Here is a 21,493-nt window from a genome sequence, read left to right on the forward strand (position 1 = left end):
CCCGTCGACTTAACTTATCGGCTGACAGCTCAGCCGACGATCTCGTTGCCCGAGAAGAACTGCGCGATCTCGATCGCGGCGGTCTCCGGGGCGTCCGAGCCGTGGGCGGAGTTCTCGCCGATCGACTTTGCGTAGAGCTTGCGGATGGTGCCGTCGGCCGCCTTGGACGGATCGGTCGCGCCCATGGCGTCGCGGTACTTGGCGATCGCGCCCTCGGCTTCCAGCACCTGGACCACGACCGGGCCGGAGGTCATGAACTCGACGAGCTCGCCGAAGAACGGGCGGGCCTTGTGGACGGCGTAGAACGTCTCGGCCTGTTCCTTGGTCATGCGGATGCGCTTCTGCGCGACGATGCGCAGGCCCGCCTTCTCGATCACGGCGTTCACGGCGCCGGTCAGGTTACGCGCGGTCGCGTCGGGCTTGATGATCGAGAAAGTGCGTTCGATGGCCATGATCTTGTCCTTGAAGAGAAAAAGGTGGTTCGGAGTTGCGGGGCTTATATCGGCGCCTTCGCGATCCGGCAAGCGACCGCCGGAACGGCCTCACGGGCGCTTCGCCGCAGGTCAGGAGCCGGATTCCAACATGGATTACAACGATTTCACGCAGATGAACTCAATCTGAAGGCTCTGTCAGGGTTTGGTTCAGCCTCGCTGGCCTAACGTCAGGTCCATCGAGACCAAAGCCTTCCCCTGAGGTGGAGCGTTTCGGCGGCCTTTCCATCGACGCGATTGCCCCGCGCCGGCAGTTTTGAGGAGATCACCATGTTGAGGAAACTTTCGCTCGCTGCAGTCGCCGCGGTCGCGCTGGGCGCCGCGCTGGCCCCCACCTCCGCCTCCGCTCACTGGCATGGCGGTGGCTGGGGCTGGCACGGCGGTGGCGGCTGGCATCACGGCGGCTGGGGCTGGGGCAGACCGCGATTCTACGCCGCCCCCGTCTCCTATGGTTATGGCGGCTGCTATGTGCGCCGGCTGGTCCCGACCCCTTGGGGACCCCGCTGGCGGCTGATCAACCGCTGCTACTGAGCCCGGCAGCACCTTCCTAAATAACCTTCCAGAGGTACCGTTCCCCCTGCGGTACCTTCCAAGAGAGGCCCCGGCGTTCCCCCCCGCCGGGGCCTTGCCTTTGAGCAGATACGGCGAATTCATACAATCTTTACTAGAATGTCGGGCATCCCCAACTCCGGACGAAACATTTTGGGGACCAATGACTTGGTACCGTGTCGTTACTTCAAAAACACGGAACCCCGCGATGGCTGGCCCTTTTGCCAATGACAGCGAACAGATCGACCGGCGCACCTGCCGCTCGATTTGCGATGCCGTGGGCGAACGGCTTCAGCAGAGCCTTCGTCCCGAACCCCGGCTCCCGACGCATCTCGAGCAGCTGATGGACGAGTTGAGGAAGCGCGAGCGCGAGTCCCACTAACGAAAAATCGGGTTGCGTTTGATCTCGCCTGCGGTGACAAGGCCGCATGCTCTCCATCACCGACCTCTCCATCCGCCTCGCCGGACGCCTTCTGATCGACAGCAGCTCCGTGCAGATCACGCCCGGCTCGCGCGTCGGCATGGTCGGACGCAATGGCACTGGCAAATCGACGCTGTTCAAGGTGATCCGCGGCGAGCTTGCGGCCGAGCACGGCTCGGTGACGCTGCCGCCGCGCTGGCGGGTTGGCAGCCTGGCGCAGGAAGCGCCGAACGGTCCCGAAAGCCTGATCTCGGTCGTGCTCAAGGCCGATCTCGAGCGCGACGCGCTGCTTCACGAAGCCGAGAGCGCCACCGACCCGCACCGGATCGCCGAGATCCAGACCCGGCTCGTCGACATCGACGCGCATTCGGCCCCGAGCCGCGCCGCTGCGATCCTGTCCGGCCTCGGTTTTTCCGCCGCCGACCAGCTGCGTCCCTGTGCCGAATTCTCCGGCGGCTGGCGCATGCGCGTCGCGCTGGCAGCGACGCTGTTCGCGGCGCCCGATCTGTTGCTCCTCGACGAGCCAACCAACTATCTCGACCTCGAAGGCACGCTATGGCTCGAGGACCATCTCGCGCATTATCCGCGCACGGTGATCGTAATCAGCCACGACCGCGATCTCCTTGAAAGCTCGGTGGACCAGATCCTGCATCTGGAGCGCGGCAAGCTCACGCTCTACAAGGGTGCCTATTCCTCCTTCGAGGAGCAGCGCGCCGCGCGTGAGCTACTCGACGCCAAGCAGGTCAAGCGCCAGGAAGCCGAACGCGCGCACCTGCAAGCCTTCGTCGACCGCTTCAAGGCCAAGGCCTCCAAGGCGCGGCAGGCCCAATCACGCGTCAAGATGCTGGAACGGCTGAAGCCGATCCGGGCGCTGGTGACGGAGGACGTGCGCGAGATCACGTTCCCGGCGCCGGAAAAAATTCTGTCGCCGCCGATCATCGCCGTCGACAACGCCTCCGTCGGCTACGATCCGGCAACGCCGGTGCTCAGCCGCGTGACGCTGCGCATCGACAATGATGACCGCATTGCTCTGCTGGGCGCCAACGGCAACGGCAAGTCGACACTCGTCAAACTGCTCGCTGCGCGTCTCGCCCCGTTCTCCGGCAAGGTGACGCGCGCGGACAAGCTGTCGATCGCCTATTTCGCGCAACATCAGCTTGACGAACTGAACGAGGACGCCTCGGCCTACGACCATATCCGCAAGCTGATGGGCGATGCGCCCGAGGCGAAAGTGCGGGCACGCGCCGGCGCGATCGGCTTCTCCGGCAAGGCGGCCGATACCAAGGCGGGCAAACTCTCGGGCGGCGAGAAGGCGCGGCTGCTGTTGGGGCTTGCCACCTTCTTCGGCCCCAACATGATCATCCTGGACGAGCCGACCAACCATCTCGACATCGACAGCCGCGCAGCCCTGGCAGAGGCGATCAACGAATTTCCCGGCGCGATCATCATGGTCTCGCACGACCGCTATCTGATCGAGGCCTGCGCCGACCAGCTCTGGATCGTCGCCGACCGCACCGTGACCAATTACGACGGCGACCTCGACGAGTACCGCCGTCTGGTGCTGTCCTCGCGCAACGGCGAGCCCGCGCCGCGCGAACGCAGCGCCGCGAGCGAGAAGCCGCAGCGCCCGAAATCGGACAATCGCGGCTCGCTGAAGAAGCGCATCGCGGAAGCCGAATCCGAGATCGCCCGCGTCACCGACATCATTGCCAAGATCGACACCGCTCTCGCCCTGCCCGACATTTTCACACGCGACCCCAAGCAGGCCGCGCAACTGTCGAAGGCGCGTGCCAATGCGGCCGACGCGCTGGCCCGCGCGGAAGAGCAGTGGCTCGAGGCAAGCGCGCAGTTCGACGAGGCGGCGACCTAGCGTTCCCGCATGATGTCGTGCCGGTAGCGCTGCAGCGGCGATAGCAGATAACTCAAAATGGTGCGCGAGCCGGTCCTGATCTCCACCGTTACCGCCATTCCCGGCGACAGGTTGACGAGGCGGTCGTCGACCTGCATTTGCGTGCGATCGAGCGAGATACGTGCGCTGTAGCTGAGCTCCTGCCCGTTGGGCTCGCTACTATCGTGCTGCGTACCTGGCGCGCGGTCGCCTCGCTCCGGCGGACGGTCGCGAATGATGGCATCCTGCGAGACGCTCACAACCTGGCCTTCCAGCAGGCCGTAGCGGGTGAAGTTGAAGGTGTCGATTTTGATCGCGGCGCCCTGCCCGGCCTCGACAAAGCCGATGTCGCGGTTGGAGATCATCGCCTCGATCTCGAGCCGTGTGTCTGATGGCACGATCACGAGCAGCGACTGCGCCGGTGTGACCACGCCGCCGACGGTGTGGACCGCGAGCTGCTGGACAACGCCGTCAACCGGTGACGTCAGCTGCTGAAGCCTCGTCCGCTGCTGCGCCTTGATCAGATCGCGCGCGAGGCCGTTGGCTTTCTGCTCGCTCTTGGCGAGCTCGTCGGAGAGACTCTTCCTGTACTCGGCCACCGCCTGGATGCGGGTCTCCCGGATCGCGGCGACGGCCGAATCGGCTTCCTTCAGGCGGCTGCGCTGGACACCGAGCTCCTCCTGCTGCTCGATCTGGAGCTGGAGCGTCTCGTAATAGGTCAGCTTCGAGCCGATTTCCTTCTCCATCAGCGTCCTGCGGATATCGACGCGCTGCTCGGTCACGGGGAGCAATGCATCCAGCTTGTGGATCGTCGCCGCGATGGTCTGATGCTCGGCCTCCTTCTGCGCCTCCTGGCGTTCAAGGGACGCGAGCTTGGCGCGGTGCTCGCCGACCTGGCTGGTCAGAAGCTGCCGTTGCGTCGCGACCAGCACGGGATCGGCGTCCACGGGTGGCACGAGATCGGCGGAGCCATTTTCGCCGGCGACCAGCGCGGCGCGAATGCGCGCGCTATTGAGCCGTTCGGCCACGAGATCGTCCTGCAGGTGATCGCGCTCCGCGGCATTCACGGTCGGATCGAGCTCGATCAGCACATCGCCCGATTTGACCGCCTGTCCGTCCTGCACATGGATGGCGCGCACCACGCCGGTCTCGAACGGCTGCACCACCTTGCTTCGGCCGCTCGACACCACCTTGCCGGTCGCGGACGCCACGATGTCGATCGTGCCCCATGCCGACCATGCGAGCGCCGCGCAGACAAGGGCCATCAGCGCAAACGCGATGGTGCGGCCGATCGGCGACGGCGGGCTTTCCGTGATCTCCAGTGCCGCCGGCAGGAATGCGATTTCCTCGGCACTCCGGTTCTTCGTATTCCGGAAGGGAACGACGGTTGGCGCCGGCTTCCGTGCCGGCGCGGTGCTAGCCGACCTCATAGATTCCTCCCTGAAGCCGATGCAGCGCCGCATAGCGGCCGCCGTTCCTGATCAAGGCGTCATGCGTGCCGTCCTCGACCAGACGTCCCCGTTCCAGCGTGAAGATGCGATCGGCGCCGCGGACGGTGGAGAGACGATGCGCAATGATTAGCACCGTGCGGCCCTTCGCAATCTCCTTCATGTTGTCATGGATGATCCGCTCGCTTTCGTAGTCGAGCGCGCTGGTGGCTTCGTCGAAGATCAGGATGCGCGGATTGGTCACGAGCGCGCGGGCGATCGCGACCCGCTGGCGCTGCCCGCCCGAGAGCGTCGAGCCACGCTCGCCGACCACCGTGTCGTAGCCCTCGGGCAGCTCCAGAATGAAATCATGCGCGCCCGCAAGCCTGGCCGCCTCCATGACGCGGTCCATCGACAGGGTCGGATCGGCGAGCGCGATGTTGTCGCGCACCGAACGGTTGAACAGCATGTTCTCCTGCAGCACGATTCCGATCTGCCGCCGCAGCCAGGCCGGGTCGGTCATCACGAGATCCATGCCGTCGATCAGCACGCGGCCGCCCTGCGGCACGTAGAGCCGCTGCACCAGTTTTGCGAAGGTGCTCTTGCCCGAACCCGACGAGCCGACGATGCCGACGGTCTGACCTGCCGGAATATCGAACGAGACGTCCTGCAAAATCTCCGGCCCGTCCAGCCGATAGCGGAAGGCGACGTGCTCGAAGCGGACGTTGCCCTTGAGCGACGGCAGCCCCGCGCGGCCAGCAGAGTAAGCCGGCTCTGCGGCGCTGTTGAGGATGTCGCCAAGCCGGGCGATCGAGAGCCGGGCCTGATGAAAATCCTGCCAGACCTGCGCCAATCGGAGCACTGGCGCCGAGACGCGCCCTGCAAAGATGTTGAACGCGACGAGCTCGCCGACAGTCAGGGCGTCCCCGATCACGAGCCGCGCGCCGACATAGAGGATGGCGGCGGTGACGATCTTGCTGACGAACTGCACCAGCTGGCTCGCGGTGTTGCCGAGGCTGGTGACGCCAAAGCTCGCCGAGACATAGCCGGCGAGCTGCTCTTCCCAGCGGCGTTGCATTTGCGGCTCGACCGCCATCGCCTTCAACGTCTCGATGCCGCTGACGCTCTCGACCAGAAACGCCTGGTTCTCGGCGCCGCGGCGGAATTTCTCCTCCAGCCTGCGGCGAAACAGCGGCGTCGCCACTGCCGAGATCGCGATGTAGAGCGGGAACGATCCGAGCACGATGCAAGTCATCAGCGGCGAATAGGCGAACATCACCGCCAAAAACACCGAGGTGAAGACCAGGTCGATCAGAAGCGTCAGCGACGAGCTGGTGATGAAATTGCGGATGTTCTCGAGCTCGCGGACCCGGGCCACGGAATCGCCGACGCGCCGGGCCTGAAACCAGGCCATCGGCAGCGCCAGCAGATGATGGAACAGGCGTGCCCCCAGCTCGACGTCGATGCGGTTGGTTGTGTGCGAAAACAGGTAGTTGCGCAGGATTCCGAGCAACGTGTCGAACAGCGAGACGACGACGAGGCCAATCACGAGCACGTCGAGCGTCGACAGCGAGCGGTGAACCAGCACCTTGTCGATCACGACCTGGAAGAACAGCGGCGACACCAGCGCAAAGAGCTGGAGGAAGAACGAGGCAGCCAGCACTTCGCCGAACAAGCGCCGGTATTTGCCGATTGCACCGATGAACCAGGTGATATCGAATTGGCGTCCGAGGTCGGATAGCCCGGCGCGCCGGGTCATCAGGATCAATCCGCCGTCCCAGATCGCGCACAGCTCGTCGCGCTCCATGAACACTGGCCGCTGCGCCACCGGCGACTGCACCAGCACCTTGTCGGAAGAGGCCTTTGCGATGACCATGAAGCTGCCGTCACGCAGCATCGCGATCGCCGGCAGCGGGCACTCCGACAGACGGCTCCACTGCGTTCGATAGGTTCGTGCTTTCAGGCCGAGAGATCTGGCGCAGCGGATGATGTCCGCTGCGCCAAAGTTTGCCGTTCCCGTCCGGTGCCTGAGCTGATCGCGGTCGGCCGCCACGCCTTGCAGGTGAAGCAAGGTCAGGAGCGCGTCGAGCCCCGTATCGGGCGACACCGCATTCGTCGTCATGAGCATTCTCCAGGCCGGAGCAGCTTGTGTCAGGCGTGCTGCGGCGGAGCGAGCGTCTGGGTCTGCGCCGTGTGCGGATCGGCCAACGGCATCGCGCCATGGCCGTCGCCTGCGGGCGCGAAGCTCGCCGCCATGGCCTGGTTGAGCAGCATCGCAGCCGCCATCGCTGCTCCATCCTGGATGAGGACGTTGTTGCCGGTGCCGCCATCGAGGACATCCTGGCCACCGCCGCCGATCAGCACGTCGTCACCTGCGCCGCCCGTCAACGTATCGCTGCCGGAGCCGCCGATGAGGACGTCGTCGCCGTTGCCGCCGTTGGCGACGAGCTGGATGCCGCCATGCAGGCCCGAAGCCGTGATGACATCGTCGCCATCGAGGCCGTTGATGACGATCCTGTCGCCTGCGCCGGCATTGGTGATGTTGATGTCCTGGCCAAGCCCGGACACCGTGATGATGCCGTCGTGCTCGGTCACCGTGATGACGTCGCTGCCGCCGGCGCCGTTGATGGTCACGGTATCAGCGGCGCCGTCATTGGCGCCGAGGTCAAGATTGACCTGGTTCACGCCGGTGCCGGAGAGGTCATTGACGGTGATGTTGTCGGCGCCGCCGAGGGCCTTGAAGTCGATATGCTCGACCCCGTTCAGGTCCATCGCGATGGCGGCGACGTCGCGGGTGAACAGCACCCGGCCGCCATTGGCCGAGATGTTGATGTTCTCGTTGATGTTGGCACCGTTGAACGCCAGCGTATCGGTGCCCTTGCCGCCTTCGACGGTGTCGCTGCCGTCGCCGGGGTTCCAGACGAAGGTGTCGTCACCGGCGCCGAGATTGGCGACATCGTTGCCGCGTCCGCCGTTGACGACGTCGTTGCCGGCGCTGCCGGTGATGGAGTCGTTGCCGTCACCGCCGTTGATGTTGAGGCTGACGAGCAGGCCGGCCTTGATCGCGGATGCATCGATGACATCGTTACCGGCTTGGCCGTTGACGGCGAGCACATCGCCGGCGTCGGCATGCGCGATCGTGACCTGCGCGGCCAAGCCGTTGACCACGATCGATCCGCCTGAGGTGACGACCTTGATGTTGTCGTCACCTGCAGTGCCGTTCACCGTCACGCGGTCCGCTGCGCCGTCGCCCTCCTGGCTGCCCGGGCCGGCGCTGAGGTCGATGGCGACCTGCGTGACGCCGGTGCCGGTCAGATCGTTGACGGTGATATTGTCGGCGCCGCCGGCCGCAGCGATCTGGACGTGCTCGATGCCGTTGAGGTCCATGGTGATGGCGCCGACGTCGCGGGCCAGAAGCGCACGGCTTCCGTTTGCCGAGATCGACATGTTCTCGGCCACATTCGCGCCGTTGAACACCAGCGTATCCGTTCCCGTGCCGCCTTCGACAGTGTCGCTGCCGTCGCCGGGATTCCAGATGAAGGTGTCATCGCCGGCGCCGAGAAACGCCACGTCGTTGCCGCGGCCGCCGGTGACCTTGTCGTTGCCGTCACCGCCGATCAGGGTGTCGGCACCCTGGCTGCCGGTGATGGTGTCATTCCCTGCACCGCCGTCGATGGTCAGTCCGATCACCGCAGCGAGGGCCGATGCATCGATGACGTCATTGCCGCCAAGCGCCTGGATGACCAGCCGGTCGTTGGCGGCCTCCGCATTTGCGATTGTCACGACTTCCGGCAGGCCGGTCACCGTGACCGTGGTGCCCTCGGCCGTGACCTGGATTTTCTGATTGCCGCCCGTCGCGTTGACGGTCACCGTATCGGCCGCGCCGTCGCCTTGCGTTCCGCCGGGAACGGCTCCGAGATCGACAAGAACCTGCTTGACGCCCGTGCCGCTGAGATCGCCGACGGTGATGTTGTCCGCACCGCCGCGCGCATCGAACTCGATCTGCTCGATGCTGTCGAGGTCCATGGTAATGTTGGCGACATCGCGGGTGAAGCGCACCCTGCCGCCATTGGCCGAGATGTTGATGGTCTCGTTGATGTTGGCACCGTTGAACAAAAGCTTGTCGTTGCCCGATCCGCCTTCCACGGTGTCGCTGCCGTCGCCGGGATTCCAGATGAAGGTGTCGTCACCCGATCCAAGCTGGGCGACGTCGTTGCCGCGGCCACCATTGACGATGTCGTTGCCGGAGCCTCCAATGATGGTGTCGTTGCCGTCGCCGCCGGTGATCGTGTCGTTGCCGGCGCCACCATCGAGCGTCAGTGAGATCAGGCTGCCGAGACCGTTGCCCGCGGTGATGACGTCATCGCCGTCGCCGGCGTGCAGCACGAGATTCTCCGTCGTGCCGATATCGAGCGAAAATGGCGCGACGCCCGTCCCGTCGAACCGCACGCGCGTGCCATTCGCGGTGATGGTGAATGTCTCGGAGGCATTGCTTCCGTTGATTTGCGCCGTGTCGTTGCCGTCGCCGCCCTCGAACAGGTTGGTGCCACCGCCGGGGTTCCAGATCATGAGGTCGTTGCCGGCTTCGCCGAAGAGCTGGTTGTCGCCGCTGCCGCCATCCAGCGTGTCGTTACCAGTTCCGCCGAACAGCAGATCATTGCCGCCACCGCCCTTGATCACATCGTCGCCGGCCTGACCGAACAGCAAGTCGGCACCCGAGCCACCTGTGATCCTGTCATTGCCGTCGCCGCCAAAAATGTGCACCGCGGGCATCGGGCCGTTGCATTCGTCGACGGTGATCGTGTCGTCCCCGCTCTGACCGAAGATGTCGATCTCGTTGGTGTTGGCGACAGTGGGATCGCCGCCGAGCGGCTTCACGTGCCCGTTATTGATCAGAATGCGGCCGGACTTGTCGCGACCGATCACGACGCTGTTATTGGCGCTGTCGCCGAAAATCGTGAGCTGCCCCGTAACCGGGGAAAAAACAGAAGTAATAGACATCCAAATTATCCTTCGATCGATCTAGCCCCTCCTCTCGATGCGTAGCAGCCGCCAGCATGACATTCTTGAAGCGTTGCTTGAGACGCGCATGATTATTCTGGAGATTTCCTCCAGATTTGCGGCGGATGTGATGGATCGCACATTGCGAGGCGCGGCGGGTTGGCTTCTGACGGGCGTACCGGCTGAACCAAATTGCCGGTGTGGTCTTGATGCATTTGGTAATATGCTCGGCGGCCAAGGGATTCTAAACAAGCAATATTTGAGGAAGATTTCAGATGTCATCACCCGAACCAATCAAGTTCACCGACGGCGCAGCTTACGAGCGCTTCATGGCACCCTGGAGCCGATCGGCCGGGACTCTGTTCCTCGACTGGCTGGCGCCACGCCCTGGACTGACCTGGGCGGATGTCGGTGCGGGCAACGGCGCGTTCACCGAGCTCCTTCTTGCGAAGTCAGCCCCTTCGTCCGTATGCGCGATCGATCCCTCCGATGCGCAGATTGCGACTGCGCGCCAAAAAATATCGGCAAAGCAGGTCGAGCTTTCGATTGGCGATGCGATGGCGCTTCCCTACGACGCCAACCGCTTCGACGTCGCGGTGATGGCGCTGGTGCTGTTTTTCGTCCCCGACCCTCGCAAAGGCGCCTCGGAAATGGTCCGCGTTACCAAGCCCGGCGGCATGGTCGCATCCTACACCTGGGACATCCTGCGCGGCGGCACGCCCACCCAGCCCCTTTGGGAAGAGATGGACGCTATGGGCAAACCGGCTGCGCGCCCGCCGAGTGCGGACGTCTCGCGTTTCGAGGCGCTGAAGGCGCTTTGGGCAGAGCTCGGTCTCCGCGACGTCGAAACCCGCGAGTTGGTCGTCGATCGAACATTTGCTGACTTCGACGACTACTGGCTCTCCATGGTCGTCAGCAGCCCGAGCGGCGTGCTGGGAAAGCTGTCAGACGCGGAGAGCGCGGAGCTGAAGCGCCGATTACAGGCGCGACTGCCGGCGAGCGCGACCGGTGAGATCACCGTTCATGCCTCGGCCACCGCGATCAAGGGGCGCAGGGCCGCTTGATGGTCGGGACGAACATGCGCGGCTGATCGCGTTGACAGCCGCAACTGGCTTCAGGTCGGAAGGCGACGATATATTACGTCGCCGCCTTCTTCTTCGCCTTCGGCTTCACCGGCTTCGCAACAACCGGCGGCTCGGGATTGCCCTCGATCGCGGACAGGCGTCCGGAGGTGAAGGTGTAGATGCCCGCGCGCGGACCCGTGGTCCAGGTGACCACAGCGACACGACGGCCGGCGGCATCGCTGGAGAGATTGACGGTCGAGGGCGCGCCAATGCCGCGCACCACGTCGCATTCTGTGTGGCCGAGCGCGACCGTGCCGCCCATCGGCGCCGTGGTCGAGGCATTGGCGTCGGCAGGTCCAGGCGGCGGCGCCATGCCGGGGCAAGCGCCGTCGGCGCTGACGAGATCCTCAGCGCCAACCGGCTTGTCGGGGGTCAGCGGCGGCGATTCGATCGAGATGTTCTTGATGAACAGGCGACTCGGCTTGTTGAACCATTCGGCGTCTTTAGCAGACGCCAGCAGATCGGTCCCGCCCGAGCAGCCCGCGATCAGCGGCGCGACAGCGGCCAACGCAACTATGAGCGACTTTGGAAGCTTTTGATGTCGCACGATAAACTAAATTCCCCCACGTCAAGGAGCAGCCCTAAGCGATTGTTCCAACACCACTTTACGGCACGAAGGTGGCCGAAACCAGTTTGGCTACGAAACACCAAATTATCATTAATTACGAACGGCCGCTAATTCCGTCGCTGCCACCGACCCCGTTCGTCCGCCTGCCAATAGGTGACCTCAAATCCGCGCGTCTTGCAATCCGTCCAGATGCTGCGGGCCGCCGCAAGCGCGTCCGGATCGTCGCCATTGAACAGCAGCACCATGCGCTCATAGCCCTCCGTATCCTGCGGCAACGCGGCATTGTCGACCAGGAAGCGGACGTTGGCGCCGTTCGGATTGCCCTCCTCGATCGCCAGCACGATCGGCTGCTCGGCCACATCGTTCACCCGCCATGTCGCGTGCGGCAGGAAGGAATCGTCGCGATAGGTCCATAGATGCGCGTCAAGTGCATCGGCGCGCTCCGGCGAGGTCGACTGCACCACGACGCGCCAGCCGCGCTCGAGCGATTTCTCGAGAAGTGGCGGCAAGACGTTCTCAACCGTCATGTTTTGCAGATGGTAGAACAGTACTTCGGTCATCTTGTCATTTGCGCTCGTAATGATCCGCCACCAGGCGATCGAGCAGCCTGACACCGTAGCCCGAACCCCAGCTCTGGTTGATGTCGGTCTTCGGCGCCCCCATCGCCGTGCCGGCGATGTCGAGATGCGCCCAGGGCGTCCCGTCGACGAAGCGGTGGAGGAACTGCGCTGCGGTGATCGAGCCGCCGTGACGGCCGCCGGTGTTCTTCATGTCGGCGAACTGGGAATCGATCAGCTTGTCGTATTCGGGGCCGAGCGGCAGGCGCCAGACTTTCTCGCCGCTCTCGATGCCGGCCGCGAGCAGGCGCTCGGCGAGTTCGTCATTGTTGGAGAACATGCCGGCATGATCGGTGCCGAGCGCGACCACGATCGCGCCGGTCAGCGTCGCCAGATCCACCATGAATTTCGGCTTGGTCTTCTTGGCCACGTACCAGAGCACGTCGGCCAGCACCAAACGGCCTTCCGCGTCGGTGTTGATGATCTCAATGGTCTGGCCCGACATCGAGGTGACGATGTCGCCCGGCCGCTGCGCGTTGCCGTCGGGCATGTTCTCGACGAGGCCGATGGCGCCGACCACGTTGGCCTTGGCTTTACGCGCCGCGAGCGCGTGCATCAGGCCGACGACGCAGGCAGCCCCACCCATGTCGCCCTTCATATCCTCCATGCTGCCGGCCGGCTTGATCGAAATGCCGCCGGTGTCGAAGCAGACGCCCTTGCCGACGAAGGCGACCGGCGCCTCGCCCTTCTTGCCGCCGTCCCAGCGCATGATCACGGTGCGGCTCGGCCGCGCCGAACCCTGGCCGACGCCGAGCAGCGCGCCCATGCCGAGCTTCTGCATCGCCTTGACGTCGAGCACCTCGATCTTGACGCCGAGCTTGCGCAGCAGGCCTGCACGGCGCGCGAACTCCTCGGGGAACAGCACGTTCGGCGGCTCGTTGACGAGATCGCGCGCGATGTTGACGCCGTCAACGACCGCGCCGGCCGACGCAAAGGCCTTCTTCGCCCCGGCCGCATCGCCGACCGCGAGCGAGATGTCGGCGCGCAGGGCGCCCTCCTCGTCGTCCTTCTTTCTGGTCTTGTAGCGGTCGAACTTGTAGGCGCGCAGCCGCAGGCCTGAGGCGATCGCAACCGCCTGCTCGCTGGTCATGGCGCCATCAGCCAGTTCCGCCATGATGGTCATGGCCGCGGACCCCGCTTTGAGCTTGCTGGCCGCCATGCCGCCGAATTTGAGGAAGTCGTTGCCCTTCAGGCTTGACGCCTTGCCGGTCCCGATCACGATCAGGCGCTCGGCCTTCAGACCCTCGGGCGCCAGGATGTCCAGGGCGGCGCCGCTTTTACCTTTGAATGAGGCGGCAACCGCCGCCCGCTTCACGAGTTCGCTCGCCCCGCCGAGCGCCTTCGCCGTCGCCGGACCGAGCTTCAGGGCGTCGTCACAGAACACGACCAGGATGCCACGGGCGGCGGGCGCCAACGGGACGAAGCCGACCTTAATGGCATCAGACATGGGTAACTCCTCGAAAACATGGGGCTCTTGCCGATCCATGGGCCCGGCCGGAAGCCGAATCTGAACGGCGATTCACTTGTCTCGCCGCACTATGGGCGAGAAGCACGGTCGATGCCAAGCACCGCCCGTGGCAGTCATGCCACAACGAGGGAAATATTAACCATATATTGACGGTGCCACGGGGCAGCCATTTTGTTGACGGATCAAAGGGATGGTAGTGAGAACGTAAGCTGCAGGAAGAGGTGACTGGCCGACCTTGGGGATCCCTGTCAGGGGATTGGTCGGACAGAAGGAATTCCGGTGCGCATTGGGGCTTTGGTGGGATTCGTGCGGTAGCGCATGGGGTCAATCGACAGGTATATTTTCCGCACGACGCTGGCGTCGTTTGCGCTCGTCCTGGTCAGCCTCACCGGCGTGATCTGGATAACGCAGGCGTTGCGCGGCATCGACCTGATGACGAGCCAGGGTCAGACCATCATGACCTTCCTCGGCATCACCAGCCTCGTCATTCCGGCGCTGGTGCTGATCATCTCGCCGATCGCGCTGATGATCGCGATCTCGCACACGCTGAACAAGCTCGCGACCGATTCCGAGATCATCGTGATGAATGCCGCCGGCTTCTCGCCGTTCCGGCTGTTCTATCCGTTCTTTTACGCCACCTGCGTGGTGGCGCTGCTGGTCGCCTTCATCGCCGCCTATCTCGCTCCCGACGGCATGAGGCGGATCAAGCAGTGGGACGCCGAGATCACCGCCGACGTGCTCACCAACATCCTGCAGCCGGGCCGCTTCGCCCAGCTCGACAAGAATCTCACGATCCGGATTCGCGAGCGTCTGCCCGGTGGCATCCTCGCCGGCATCTTCATCGACGACCGTCGCGATCCGAACGAGCGCGTCTCGATCGTCGCGGAGCACGGCGAGGTCGTGAAGAACGAGAACGGATCGTTCCTGGTGCTCAAGGACGGCAATCTGCAGCGCTTCGAGGCCGGCAAGCGCGACCCTGCGCTGGTGGCGTTCGGCCGCTACGGCTTCGACATGTCGAAGTTCGGCAACCAGGGCCACGACGTCACCCTCGGCATCCGCGAACGCTATCTGTGGGAGCTGTTCTCGCCGTCCGAGGACGATCCGGTCTACAAGCAGATTCCCGGGCAGTTCCGCGCGGCCCTGCACGACAGCCTGCTCGCGCCGATCTATCCCTTCGCGTTTGCCGTGCTGACCTTCGCTTTCCTCGGCGCGCCGCGCACCACTCGCCAGAGCCGCAACTTCTCGATCGGCGGCTCGGTGCTCGCCGTGTTCGGCCTGCGCATGGCGGGATTTGCCTGCTCGGTGATGGCCGTGAAGTCGCCCGGTCCGGCGCTGGTCCAGTACGCGATGGTCTTGGGTGCAATCGGCATCGGGCTGTGGATGATCATCGGCGGCATCGTGGTCGAGCCGCCGGCCGGCCTGATGGAGGCCATCAACAGATCGAACGCGCGTATCGCGCGGCTGTTCGGACGGCCGGCCGCCGCATGAGCATGCTCACCAACACGCTCGGGCGCTATTTCGCCGGCCGCTTCGTGGTCGCCGCACTCGGCGTGTTCGCGGGCATCTTCCTGCTGCTGGTGCTGGTCGATTACATCGAGATGGTGCGCAAGACCTCAGGGCTTGCGTCGGCGTCAGCGATCATGGTGGCTGAGACCTCGCTGTTCCGGGTGCCGCAATTGCTGGAGAAGCTGACGCCGTTCTGCATGCTGATCGGCGCCATGACCTGCTATCTCGCCCTCTCCCGCCGGCTCGAGCTCGTGGTGGCGCGCGCCGCCGGCATCTCGGCCTGGCAGTTCATCTCGCCGGCACTCGGCAGCGCGCTCCTGATCGGCGTGATCGCGACCGTCGCCTACAATCCGATGTCGGCGAATCTGCGCGAGCTCTCCAAGCGCATGGAAGCCGAGCTGTTCGGCTCGGCGCCCGGCGGCGGCATCCAGGACGCCTCGGGCTTCTGGCTCAACCAGGTGACCAGCGACGGCCAGACCATCATCAATGCGGCGCGCAGCGAGCAGCAGGGCGTCCGCCTGACGGGGCTCACGCTGTTCCGGTTTGACACAGAGCAGCATTTCAGGGAGCGGGTCGAGGCGCGCGAGGCGACGCTCGAGGCCAGCCATTGGCTGTTCAAGGGCGTGCGTCGCTTCGCGCTCGATGCCCCGCCGGTCGATCAGGCCAGCCTGGAGATTCCGACGACGTTGACCGAAGCGCAGGTCCGCAACAGCTTTTCCACACCCGAGACTGTGTCCTTTTGGCAACTACCGAGCTACATCCGCTCATCGGAGAGCTCGGGGTTCGCGACAGCCGGATATCGACTCCAGTATCACAAGCTGCTGGCACAGCCGTTTTTGCTCGCCGCCATGGTGATGCTCGCGGCTTCCGTGTCGCTGCGCTTCTTCCGGATGGGCGGCGTACAGAAGATGGTTTTGAGTGGCGTGGGCGCAGGCTTTCTGCTCTACGTTCTGTCGAAAGTGACTGAAGACTTGAGCAAGGCTGAGTTGATGCATCCGATCGCTGCGGCGTGGTTGCCCGCAGTGGTGGGCGGCCTCACCGGCTTTTTGGCCTTGCTGTATCAGGAGGACGGATAGTGACGGCCGTCCGCCGAGGACACGTATCTGGTTTGGCGTTGCGCACCCCCGTGCGTGCGAACGGATACGGCTTGTCTGTCCGCAGGCTCCTGCTCGCTTTGATCGCGACTGTATCGCTCGCCGGCATGATCGATCTTGCCGCGGTGTCGCCGGCCGCCGCCCAGAGCTACACCTACAATCCGCGGCCACCACGCCCGACGCCGCCGAAGGCGGCCAATGACGGGCAGATGCTGGTGCAGGCGACCGAGGTCGATTACGATTACAACAATTCGCGCGTCTCCGCGGTCGGCAACGTCCAGCTGTTCTACAACGGCACCAGCGTCGAGGCCGACCGGGTCATCTACGACCAGAAGACCAAGCGGCTGCATGCCGAAGGCAACATCCGCATGACGGATGCCGACGGCAAGATCACCTATGCCGAGATACTCGATCTCTCCGACGACTACCGCGACGGTTTCGTCGATTCGCTGCGCGTGGACACCGCCGACCAGACCCGCATGGCCGCAACCCGCGCCGACCGCTCAAGCGGCAACTACACGGTGTTCGAGAACGGCGTCTACACAGCCTGCGCGCCGTGTAAGGACGATCCGAAGAAGCCGCCGCTCTGGCAGGTCAAGGGTGCCCGCATCATCCACGACCAGCAGGAGAAGATGCTGTATTTCGAGACGGCGCAGCTCGAATTCTTTGGCGTGCCGATCGCCTACATGCCCTATTTCTCGACGCCCGACCCGACCGTGAAGCGCAAGACCGGCTTCCTGATGCCGGGCTTCACCTCGAACACGCCGTTCGGCTACGGCGTCGAAATTCCGTTCTACTGGGCGATCGCACCTGACATGGATGCGACCTTCAGCCCACGCATCACCTCCAAGCAGGGGGTGCTGTTCCAGGCCGAGTTCCGCCAGCGCCTGATGGACGGCGCCTACCAGGTCCGCGTCTACGGCATCGATCAGCTCGATCCGGGCGCGCTTGCCGGCCAGCCAGGCGACCGCCAGTTCCGCGGCGCCGTCGACACCAAGGGTCAGTTCGCGCTGAACGACAAATGGGTCTGGGGCTGGGACGGTGTCGTCATGTCCGACTACTACTTCTTCTCGGACTATCGGTTGTCGCAGTACCGCGATCCGCTGGGGTCGTTCCTGTACCTGCCGACCGATGCGCTCTCGCAGCTCTATCTGACCGGCGTCGGCAATCGCAGCTTCTTCGACGCGCGCACGATGTACTGGCTGAGCTACTCGGGCAACCAGCAGCAGGTGCCCGTCGTCTATCCTGTGATCGACTACTCGAACGTGATCAACTATCCGATCTTCGGCGGCGAGGTCTCCTACAAGACCAATTTCGTCAACCTGACCCGCAACGACGCGGCGTTCGATCCGATCACGACGGCGGCCAACACCAGCGGCCTGTGCACGACGACCTCGGCCGATCCGCTCGCGCGCACGCCGTCGCAGTGCCTGCTGCGCGGCTTTCCCGGCACCTACACCCGCCTGACGGCGGAAGCGCAGTGGCGCAAGTCCTTCACCGATCCGCTCGGCGAGATCTGGACGCCGTTCGCCATCCTGCGTGCCGACGCGATCAACTCCGACGTCTCCAACCAGCCGGGCGTATCGAACTACCTGCCCGTCGGCAACACCCAGGCGTTCCGCCTGATGCCGACCGTCGGCCTCGAATACCGCTATCCCTTCATCAACGTTCAGCCTTGGGGCTCGACCACCATCGAGCCAATCGCGCAGATCATCATCCGCCCGAACGAGACCTATGCCGGCAAACTCCCGAACGAGGATGCACAGAGCATGGTGTTCGACGCCTCCAACCTGTTCAGCGTCGACAAGTTCTCCGGCTACGACCGCGTCGAGGGCGGCGGCCGCGCCAATGTCGGCGTGCAGTCCACTACGCAGTTCGACAAGGGCGGCGCCGTCAAGGTGCTGTTCGGCCAGTCCTACCAGCTGTTCGGCATGAACTCCTACGCGGTGCAGGACTCCATCAATACCGGCCTCGATTCCGGCCTCGACAAGCCGCGTTCGGATTACGTGGCGAGCGCCGCCTATTCGCCGAACAGTACCTATACGTTCAGCGTTCGCTCCCGCATGGACGAGCAGACCTGGAACGTGCAGCGCTTCGAGGCGGAAGGCCGCGCCAACTTCAATCGCTGGTCGGTCAGCGTGCTGTACGGCAATTACGCGGCCCAGCCGGAACTCGGCTACCTGACCCGCCGCGAGGGCATCCTGACCTCAGGCTCGATCAAGGTCGCGACCAATTGGGTGGTGACGGGCTCGGCGCGCTGGGACCTCGAGGCCAACAAGATCAACCAATATGTGCTCGGCGCGGGCTATGTCGACGATTGCTTTGTGCTCGGCGTGAACTACGTAACTTCGTATAGTTATTCTGCGGGCTCGACGCCGCCCGTGCTGAACCACGCGTTCATGTTCCAGATCGGTCTGCGCACGCTGGCGACCACGTCGACGACCAGCAGTTCCGGCGGCGGCCTCCAGTGATCGGTCTGAAGGTGCCGGCCGCCTGTTCCCGATCGCAGGTTCATCGCGGCTGACATGCGAGCGACAACCATGAAAATCCGATTGCCTGTCTTCCGTCTTCCCCTCCTCGTGCTGGCCTCCGTACTGGTCTTAGCCGGCGCACCTGCGCGTGCGCAGAACATCGTCGTGATGGTCAACGGTGATCCCATCACCGATTTCGACATCGAGCAGCGCTCCAAGCTCGACACGCTGACGACGCAGAAGACCCCGAGCCGGCAGGACGTCATCAACACGCTGATCGACGACAAGATCAAGATGAAGGAAGGCAAGAAATACGGCGTCGATCCCACCGTTTCCGACATCAACCAGTCTTACGAGGGCATGGCGCAGCGCATGCGCATCTCGATCGATCAGCTCACCAAGTCGCTCGAGAGCAAGGGCGTGCGTCCTGAAACTCTCAAGAGCCGCATGAAGTCCGAGATGGTCTGGACCAGCCTCGTGCGCGGCCGCTTCAAGGAGAAGCTGATGATCGGCGAGAAGGACGTCGCCGACAAGGTGCGCGAGGGCGGCGACGAGAAGCTTCAGATCGAGGGCACCGAATACAAGATGCAGCCGATCGTGCTGATCGTGCCACGCGGCTCGTCTCCCGCTTTCCAGGAGACGCGGATGAAGGAAGCCGAGCAATATCGCTCGCGTGTCGGAAGCTGCGAGGAAGCCAATTCGCTGTTCCGTTCAACGCCGAACGCCACCATCCGCGACAGCGTCACCAAGACCACGGCCGACCTGCCGGAGGCGCTGCGCAAAGTGCTCGACGACACCCCGATCGGCCACCTCACAGCACCTGAAGTGACCAAGTCCGGCATCGAGATGGTCGTGCTGTGCTCGCGCAAGCCTACCACGATCGACACGCCGAAGAAGCGCGAGATCCGCGAGAAGATGTATACGGAGAAGTACGAGAAGACTCAGAAGGCCTATCTCGACGAGCTCCGCAAAGCGGCGATGATCGAATATCGCAACCATTGATGGCCGTTCCCGCAAAACCCCTCGCGCTGACGCTCGGAGAGCCCGCCGGGATCGGCCCCGACATCACCATCGCAGCCTGGCTCCGGCGCCGCGAGCTCGGCCTTCCCGCCTTCTATTTGCTCGGCGACGAGGCGCTGATCGCGCAGCGCGCCAAGGCACTCGGTGCTGATATCCGCATCGCCGCGGTGAGCCCGGGCGAAGCCGAGACCGCCTTTGCCGAGGCCCTGCCCGTGGTTGCGACCGGCGAGCGCGCGACCGCTGCGCCTGGCAAGCCAGACGCATCGAGCGCACCGGCCGCGCTCGCCTCGATCCGCCAGGCGGTCGGCGATGTCCGCACAGGCCGCGCCAGCGCCGTCGTCACCAACCCGATCGCCAAGAGCGTGCTCTACCGCGCGGGCTTCCGCCATCCCGGCCACACCGAATTCCTCGCCGAGCTCGCGACCACCGATGCCAGCGTTCCGCAGCCGGTGATGATGCTGTGGTCACCGCGGCTCGCCGTCGTGCCGGTGACGATCCACGTCTCGCTGCGCGAAGCGCTGAGCCAGCTCACGAGCAAGCTCATCGTCTCGACCGTGCGCATCGTCGCGGCCGAGCTCACATCCCGCTTCGGCATTGCGCGGCCGCGAATCGCGATCTCGGGCCTCAATCCGCATGCCGGCGAGGACGGCTCGCTCGGGCATGAGGAGCAGACCGTGATCGCACCGGCGTTGAAAGTTCTGCGCAATGACGGCATCGACGCCAGGGGACCGCTGCCCGCCGACACCATGTTCCACGAGGCCGCGCGAAACACCTATGACTGCGCGGTCTGCATGTATCACGACCAGGCGCTGATCCCGATCAAGACGGTGGCCTTCGACGACGCGGTCAACGTCACGCTCGGCCTGCCCTTCATCCGCACCTCGCCCGATCACGGCACCGCCTTCGACATCGCCGGCACCGGCAAAGCCAATCCGGCCAGCCTGATCGCGGCGTTGAAGCTTGCGAGCCGCATGGCGGCTGCAAACAGCTGATGAGCGCGATCGACGACCTCCCGCCGCTTCGCGAGGTCATTCGCCAGCACGCCCTGTCGGCCCGCAAATCGCTGGGCCAGAATTTTCTGCTCGATCTCAATCTCACCGCGCGGATCGCGCGCGCGGCAGCGCCGCTCGAAGAGAGCACGATCGTTGAGATCGGCCCGGGCCCGGGTGGGCTGACACGCGCGCTGCTCGCGCTCGGCGCCAAACGGGTCATCGCGATCGAGCATGACGAGCGTGCCATCCCGGCGCTGAACGATATTACCGCGCGCTATCCCGGCCGGCTCGAGATCGTACACGGCGATGCCATGACCTTCGATCCGCGCCCAATGCTCGCGGGCGAGCGCGCGAAGATCGTCGCCAATCTGCCCTACAACATCGCGACCCAGCTTCTGATCGGCTGGCTGACCGCCGAGCCCTGGCCGCCCTGGTACGACATGATGGTGCTGATGTTTCAGCGCGAGGTCGGCGAGCGCATCGTCGCGCGCGAAGACGAGGAGGCCTATGGCCGGCTCGGCGTGCTCGCCAACTGGCGCTGTGAGACAAAAATCCTGTTCGACATCTCACCATCCGCCTTCGTGCCGCCGCCGAAAGTTACCTCCTCCGTCGTGCGCCTGGTGCCCCGCGCGGAGCCTCTGCCCTGCGATCGCAAGATGCTCGAACAGGTTGCGGCCGCGGCCTTCGGCCAGCGCCGGAAAATGCTGCGCCAAAGCCTGAAATCGCTCGGTGTCGATCCCGCGCGACTGGCGGCAGCCGCCGGCGTCGATGCGACGCGGCGTGCCGAGACCATTCCCATCTCCGGCTTTGTTGCCATGGCGCGTGAATTGGCGAATATACGCAGCCAAGCCTGACA

At 64.5% G+C, this 21,493-nt stretch carries 17 protein-coding genes; 10 read left to right on the forward strand and 7 right to left on the reverse strand.

The genetic code is table 11. From position 1 onward, the window contains the following. Positions 1 to 29 precede the first annotated feature (29 nt). The gene (gene ndk / locus YUA_RS0138290) at positions 30 to 452 is read right to left on the reverse strand and encodes a nucleoside-diphosphate kinase (protein WP_027535388.1); all 423 of its coding nucleotides are present in this window, start codon (positions 450 to 452) and stop codon (positions 30 to 32) included. A gap of 309 nt (positions 453 to 761) precedes the next feature. Between ndk and YUA_RS0138295 the strand changes: the two genes are divergently transcribed. The 3 genes from YUA_RS0138295 to YUA_RS0138305 all read left to right on the forward strand — a co-directional run bounded on the left by YUA_RS0138295 (position 762) and on the right by YUA_RS0138305 (position 3,331). Then, positions 762 to 1,022 carry a hypothetical protein gene (locus tag YUA_RS0138295; RefSeq protein ID WP_027535389.1) on the forward strand — a complete coding sequence of 87 codons (261 nt, stop codon included), beginning with the start codon at positions 762 to 764 and terminating at the stop codon, positions 1,020 to 1,022. Between the two features lie 226 nt (positions 1,023 to 1,248). Then, positions 1,249 to 1,422 carry a hypothetical protein gene (locus YUA_RS51370; RefSeq protein ID WP_198029578.1) on the forward strand — a complete coding sequence of 58 codons (174 nt, stop codon included), beginning with the start codon at positions 1,249 to 1,251 and terminating at the stop codon, positions 1,420 to 1,422. Between the two features lie 46 nt (positions 1,423 to 1,468). Continuing rightward, positions 1,469 to 3,331, forward strand: coding sequence for an ABC-F family ATP-binding cassette domain-containing protein (locus YUA_RS0138305; RefSeq protein ID WP_027535390.1), 1,863 nt, complete (start codon positions 1,469 to 1,471; stop codon positions 3,329 to 3,331). Here the strand turns inward: YUA_RS0138305 and YUA_RS0138310 are convergent. From YUA_RS0138310 to YUA_RS0138320, 3 genes are read right to left on the reverse strand one after another with little or no spacing between them, the layout of a single operon-like run. After that, positions 3,328 to 4,779, reverse strand: a complete 1,452-nt coding sequence (locus YUA_RS0138310; protein ID WP_027535391.1) for an HlyD family type I secretion periplasmic adaptor subunit — start codon at positions 4,777 to 4,779, stop codon at positions 3,328 to 3,330. The two genes, YUA_RS0138305 and YUA_RS0138310, sit on opposite strands and share 4 nt — an antisense overlap. After that, positions 4,766 to 6,898, reverse strand: coding sequence for a type I secretion system permease/ATPase (locus YUA_RS0138315; protein ID WP_027535392.1), 2,133 nt, complete (start codon positions 6,896 to 6,898; stop codon positions 4,766 to 4,768). Before YUA_RS0138315 ends, YUA_RS0138310 begins: the two co-directional genes overlap by 14 nt. Before the next feature lie 29 nt (positions 6,899 to 6,927). After that, positions 6,928 to 9,777, reverse strand: a complete 2,850-nt coding sequence (locus YUA_RS0138320; protein ID WP_027535393.1) for a calcium-binding protein — start codon at positions 9,775 to 9,777, stop codon at positions 6,928 to 6,930. A 275-nt stretch (positions 9,778 to 10,052) separates the two neighbouring features. Between YUA_RS0138320 and YUA_RS0138325 the strand changes: the two genes are divergently transcribed. Continuing rightward, positions 10,053 to 10,841, forward strand: coding sequence for a class I SAM-dependent methyltransferase (locus YUA_RS0138325; RefSeq protein ID WP_027535394.1), 789 nt, complete (start codon positions 10,053 to 10,055; stop codon positions 10,839 to 10,841). 73 nt (positions 10,842 to 10,914) lie between these two features. Here YUA_RS0138325 and YUA_RS0138330 read toward each other — a convergent pair whose 3' ends face one another. From YUA_RS0138330 to YUA_RS0138340, 3 genes are all read right to left on the reverse strand, one after another. Next, on the reverse strand, positions 10,915 to 11,409 hold the full coding sequence (locus YUA_RS0138330; RefSeq protein ID WP_027535395.1) for a hypothetical protein: 495 nt from the start codon (positions 11,407 to 11,409) through the stop codon (positions 10,915 to 10,917). A 167-nt stretch (positions 11,410 to 11,576) separates the two neighbouring features. Continuing rightward, positions 11,577 to 12,029: a DNA polymerase III subunit chi gene (locus YUA_RS0138335; protein ID WP_027535396.1), complete on the reverse strand. Its 453-nt coding sequence runs from the start codon at positions 12,027 to 12,029 to the stop codon at positions 11,577 to 11,579. A gap of 4 nt (positions 12,030 to 12,033) precedes the next feature. Continuing rightward, positions 12,034 to 13,533, reverse strand: coding sequence for a leucyl aminopeptidase (locus YUA_RS0138340; protein WP_027535397.1), 1,500 nt, complete (start codon positions 13,531 to 13,533; stop codon positions 12,034 to 12,036). A 339-nt stretch (positions 13,534 to 13,872) separates the two neighbouring features. Between YUA_RS0138340 and lptF the strand changes: the two genes are divergently transcribed. The 6 genes from lptF (at position 13,873) to rsmA (ending at position 21,491) form a co-directional block, all read left to right on the forward strand. Next, the gene (lptF, locus tag YUA_RS0138345; RefSeq protein WP_027535398.1) at positions 13,873 to 15,042 is read left to right on the forward strand and encodes an LPS export ABC transporter permease LptF; all 1,170 of its coding nucleotides are present in this window, start codon (positions 13,873 to 13,875) and stop codon (positions 15,040 to 15,042) included. Then, on the forward strand, positions 15,039 to 16,136 hold the full coding sequence (lptG, locus tag YUA_RS0138350) for an LPS export ABC transporter permease LptG (RefSeq protein WP_027535399.1): 1,098 nt from the start codon (positions 15,039 to 15,041) through the stop codon (positions 16,134 to 16,136). The genes lptF and lptG overlap by 4 nt, the downstream gene beginning before the upstream one ends. Next, positions 16,136 to 18,625 (forward strand): LPS-assembly protein LptD, encoded by a 2,490-nt coding sequence (locus YUA_RS0138355; RefSeq protein ID WP_027535400.1) that lies wholly within the window; start codon positions 16,136 to 16,138, stop codon positions 18,623 to 18,625. The genes lptG and YUA_RS0138355 overlap by 1 nt, the downstream gene beginning before the upstream one ends. A 69-nt stretch (positions 18,626 to 18,694) precedes the next feature. Next, positions 18,695 to 19,627, forward strand: a complete 933-nt coding sequence (locus YUA_RS0138360; protein WP_027535401.1) for a SurA N-terminal domain-containing protein — start codon at positions 18,695 to 18,697, stop codon at positions 19,625 to 19,627. Further along, complete coding sequence (pdxA, locus tag YUA_RS0138365) at positions 19,627 to 20,637, forward strand: 4-hydroxythreonine-4-phosphate dehydrogenase PdxA (protein WP_035972834.1); 1,011 nt, start codon at positions 19,627 to 19,629, stop codon at positions 20,635 to 20,637. Before YUA_RS0138360 ends, pdxA begins: the two co-directional genes overlap by 1 nt. Further along, positions 20,637 to 21,491, forward strand: a complete 855-nt coding sequence (gene rsmA / locus YUA_RS0138370) for a 16S rRNA (adenine(1518)-N(6)/adenine(1519)-N(6))-dimethyltransferase RsmA (protein WP_027535403.1) — start codon at positions 20,637 to 20,639, stop codon at positions 21,489 to 21,491. The genes pdxA and rsmA overlap by 1 nt, the downstream gene beginning before the upstream one ends. Positions 21,492 to 21,493 lie beyond the last annotated feature (2 nt).

The sequence above is a fragment of the Bradyrhizobium sp. WSM3983 genome, assembly GCF_000473045.1.
Lineage (GTDB): Bacteria > Pseudomonadota > Alphaproteobacteria > Rhizobiales > Xanthobacteraceae > Bradyrhizobium.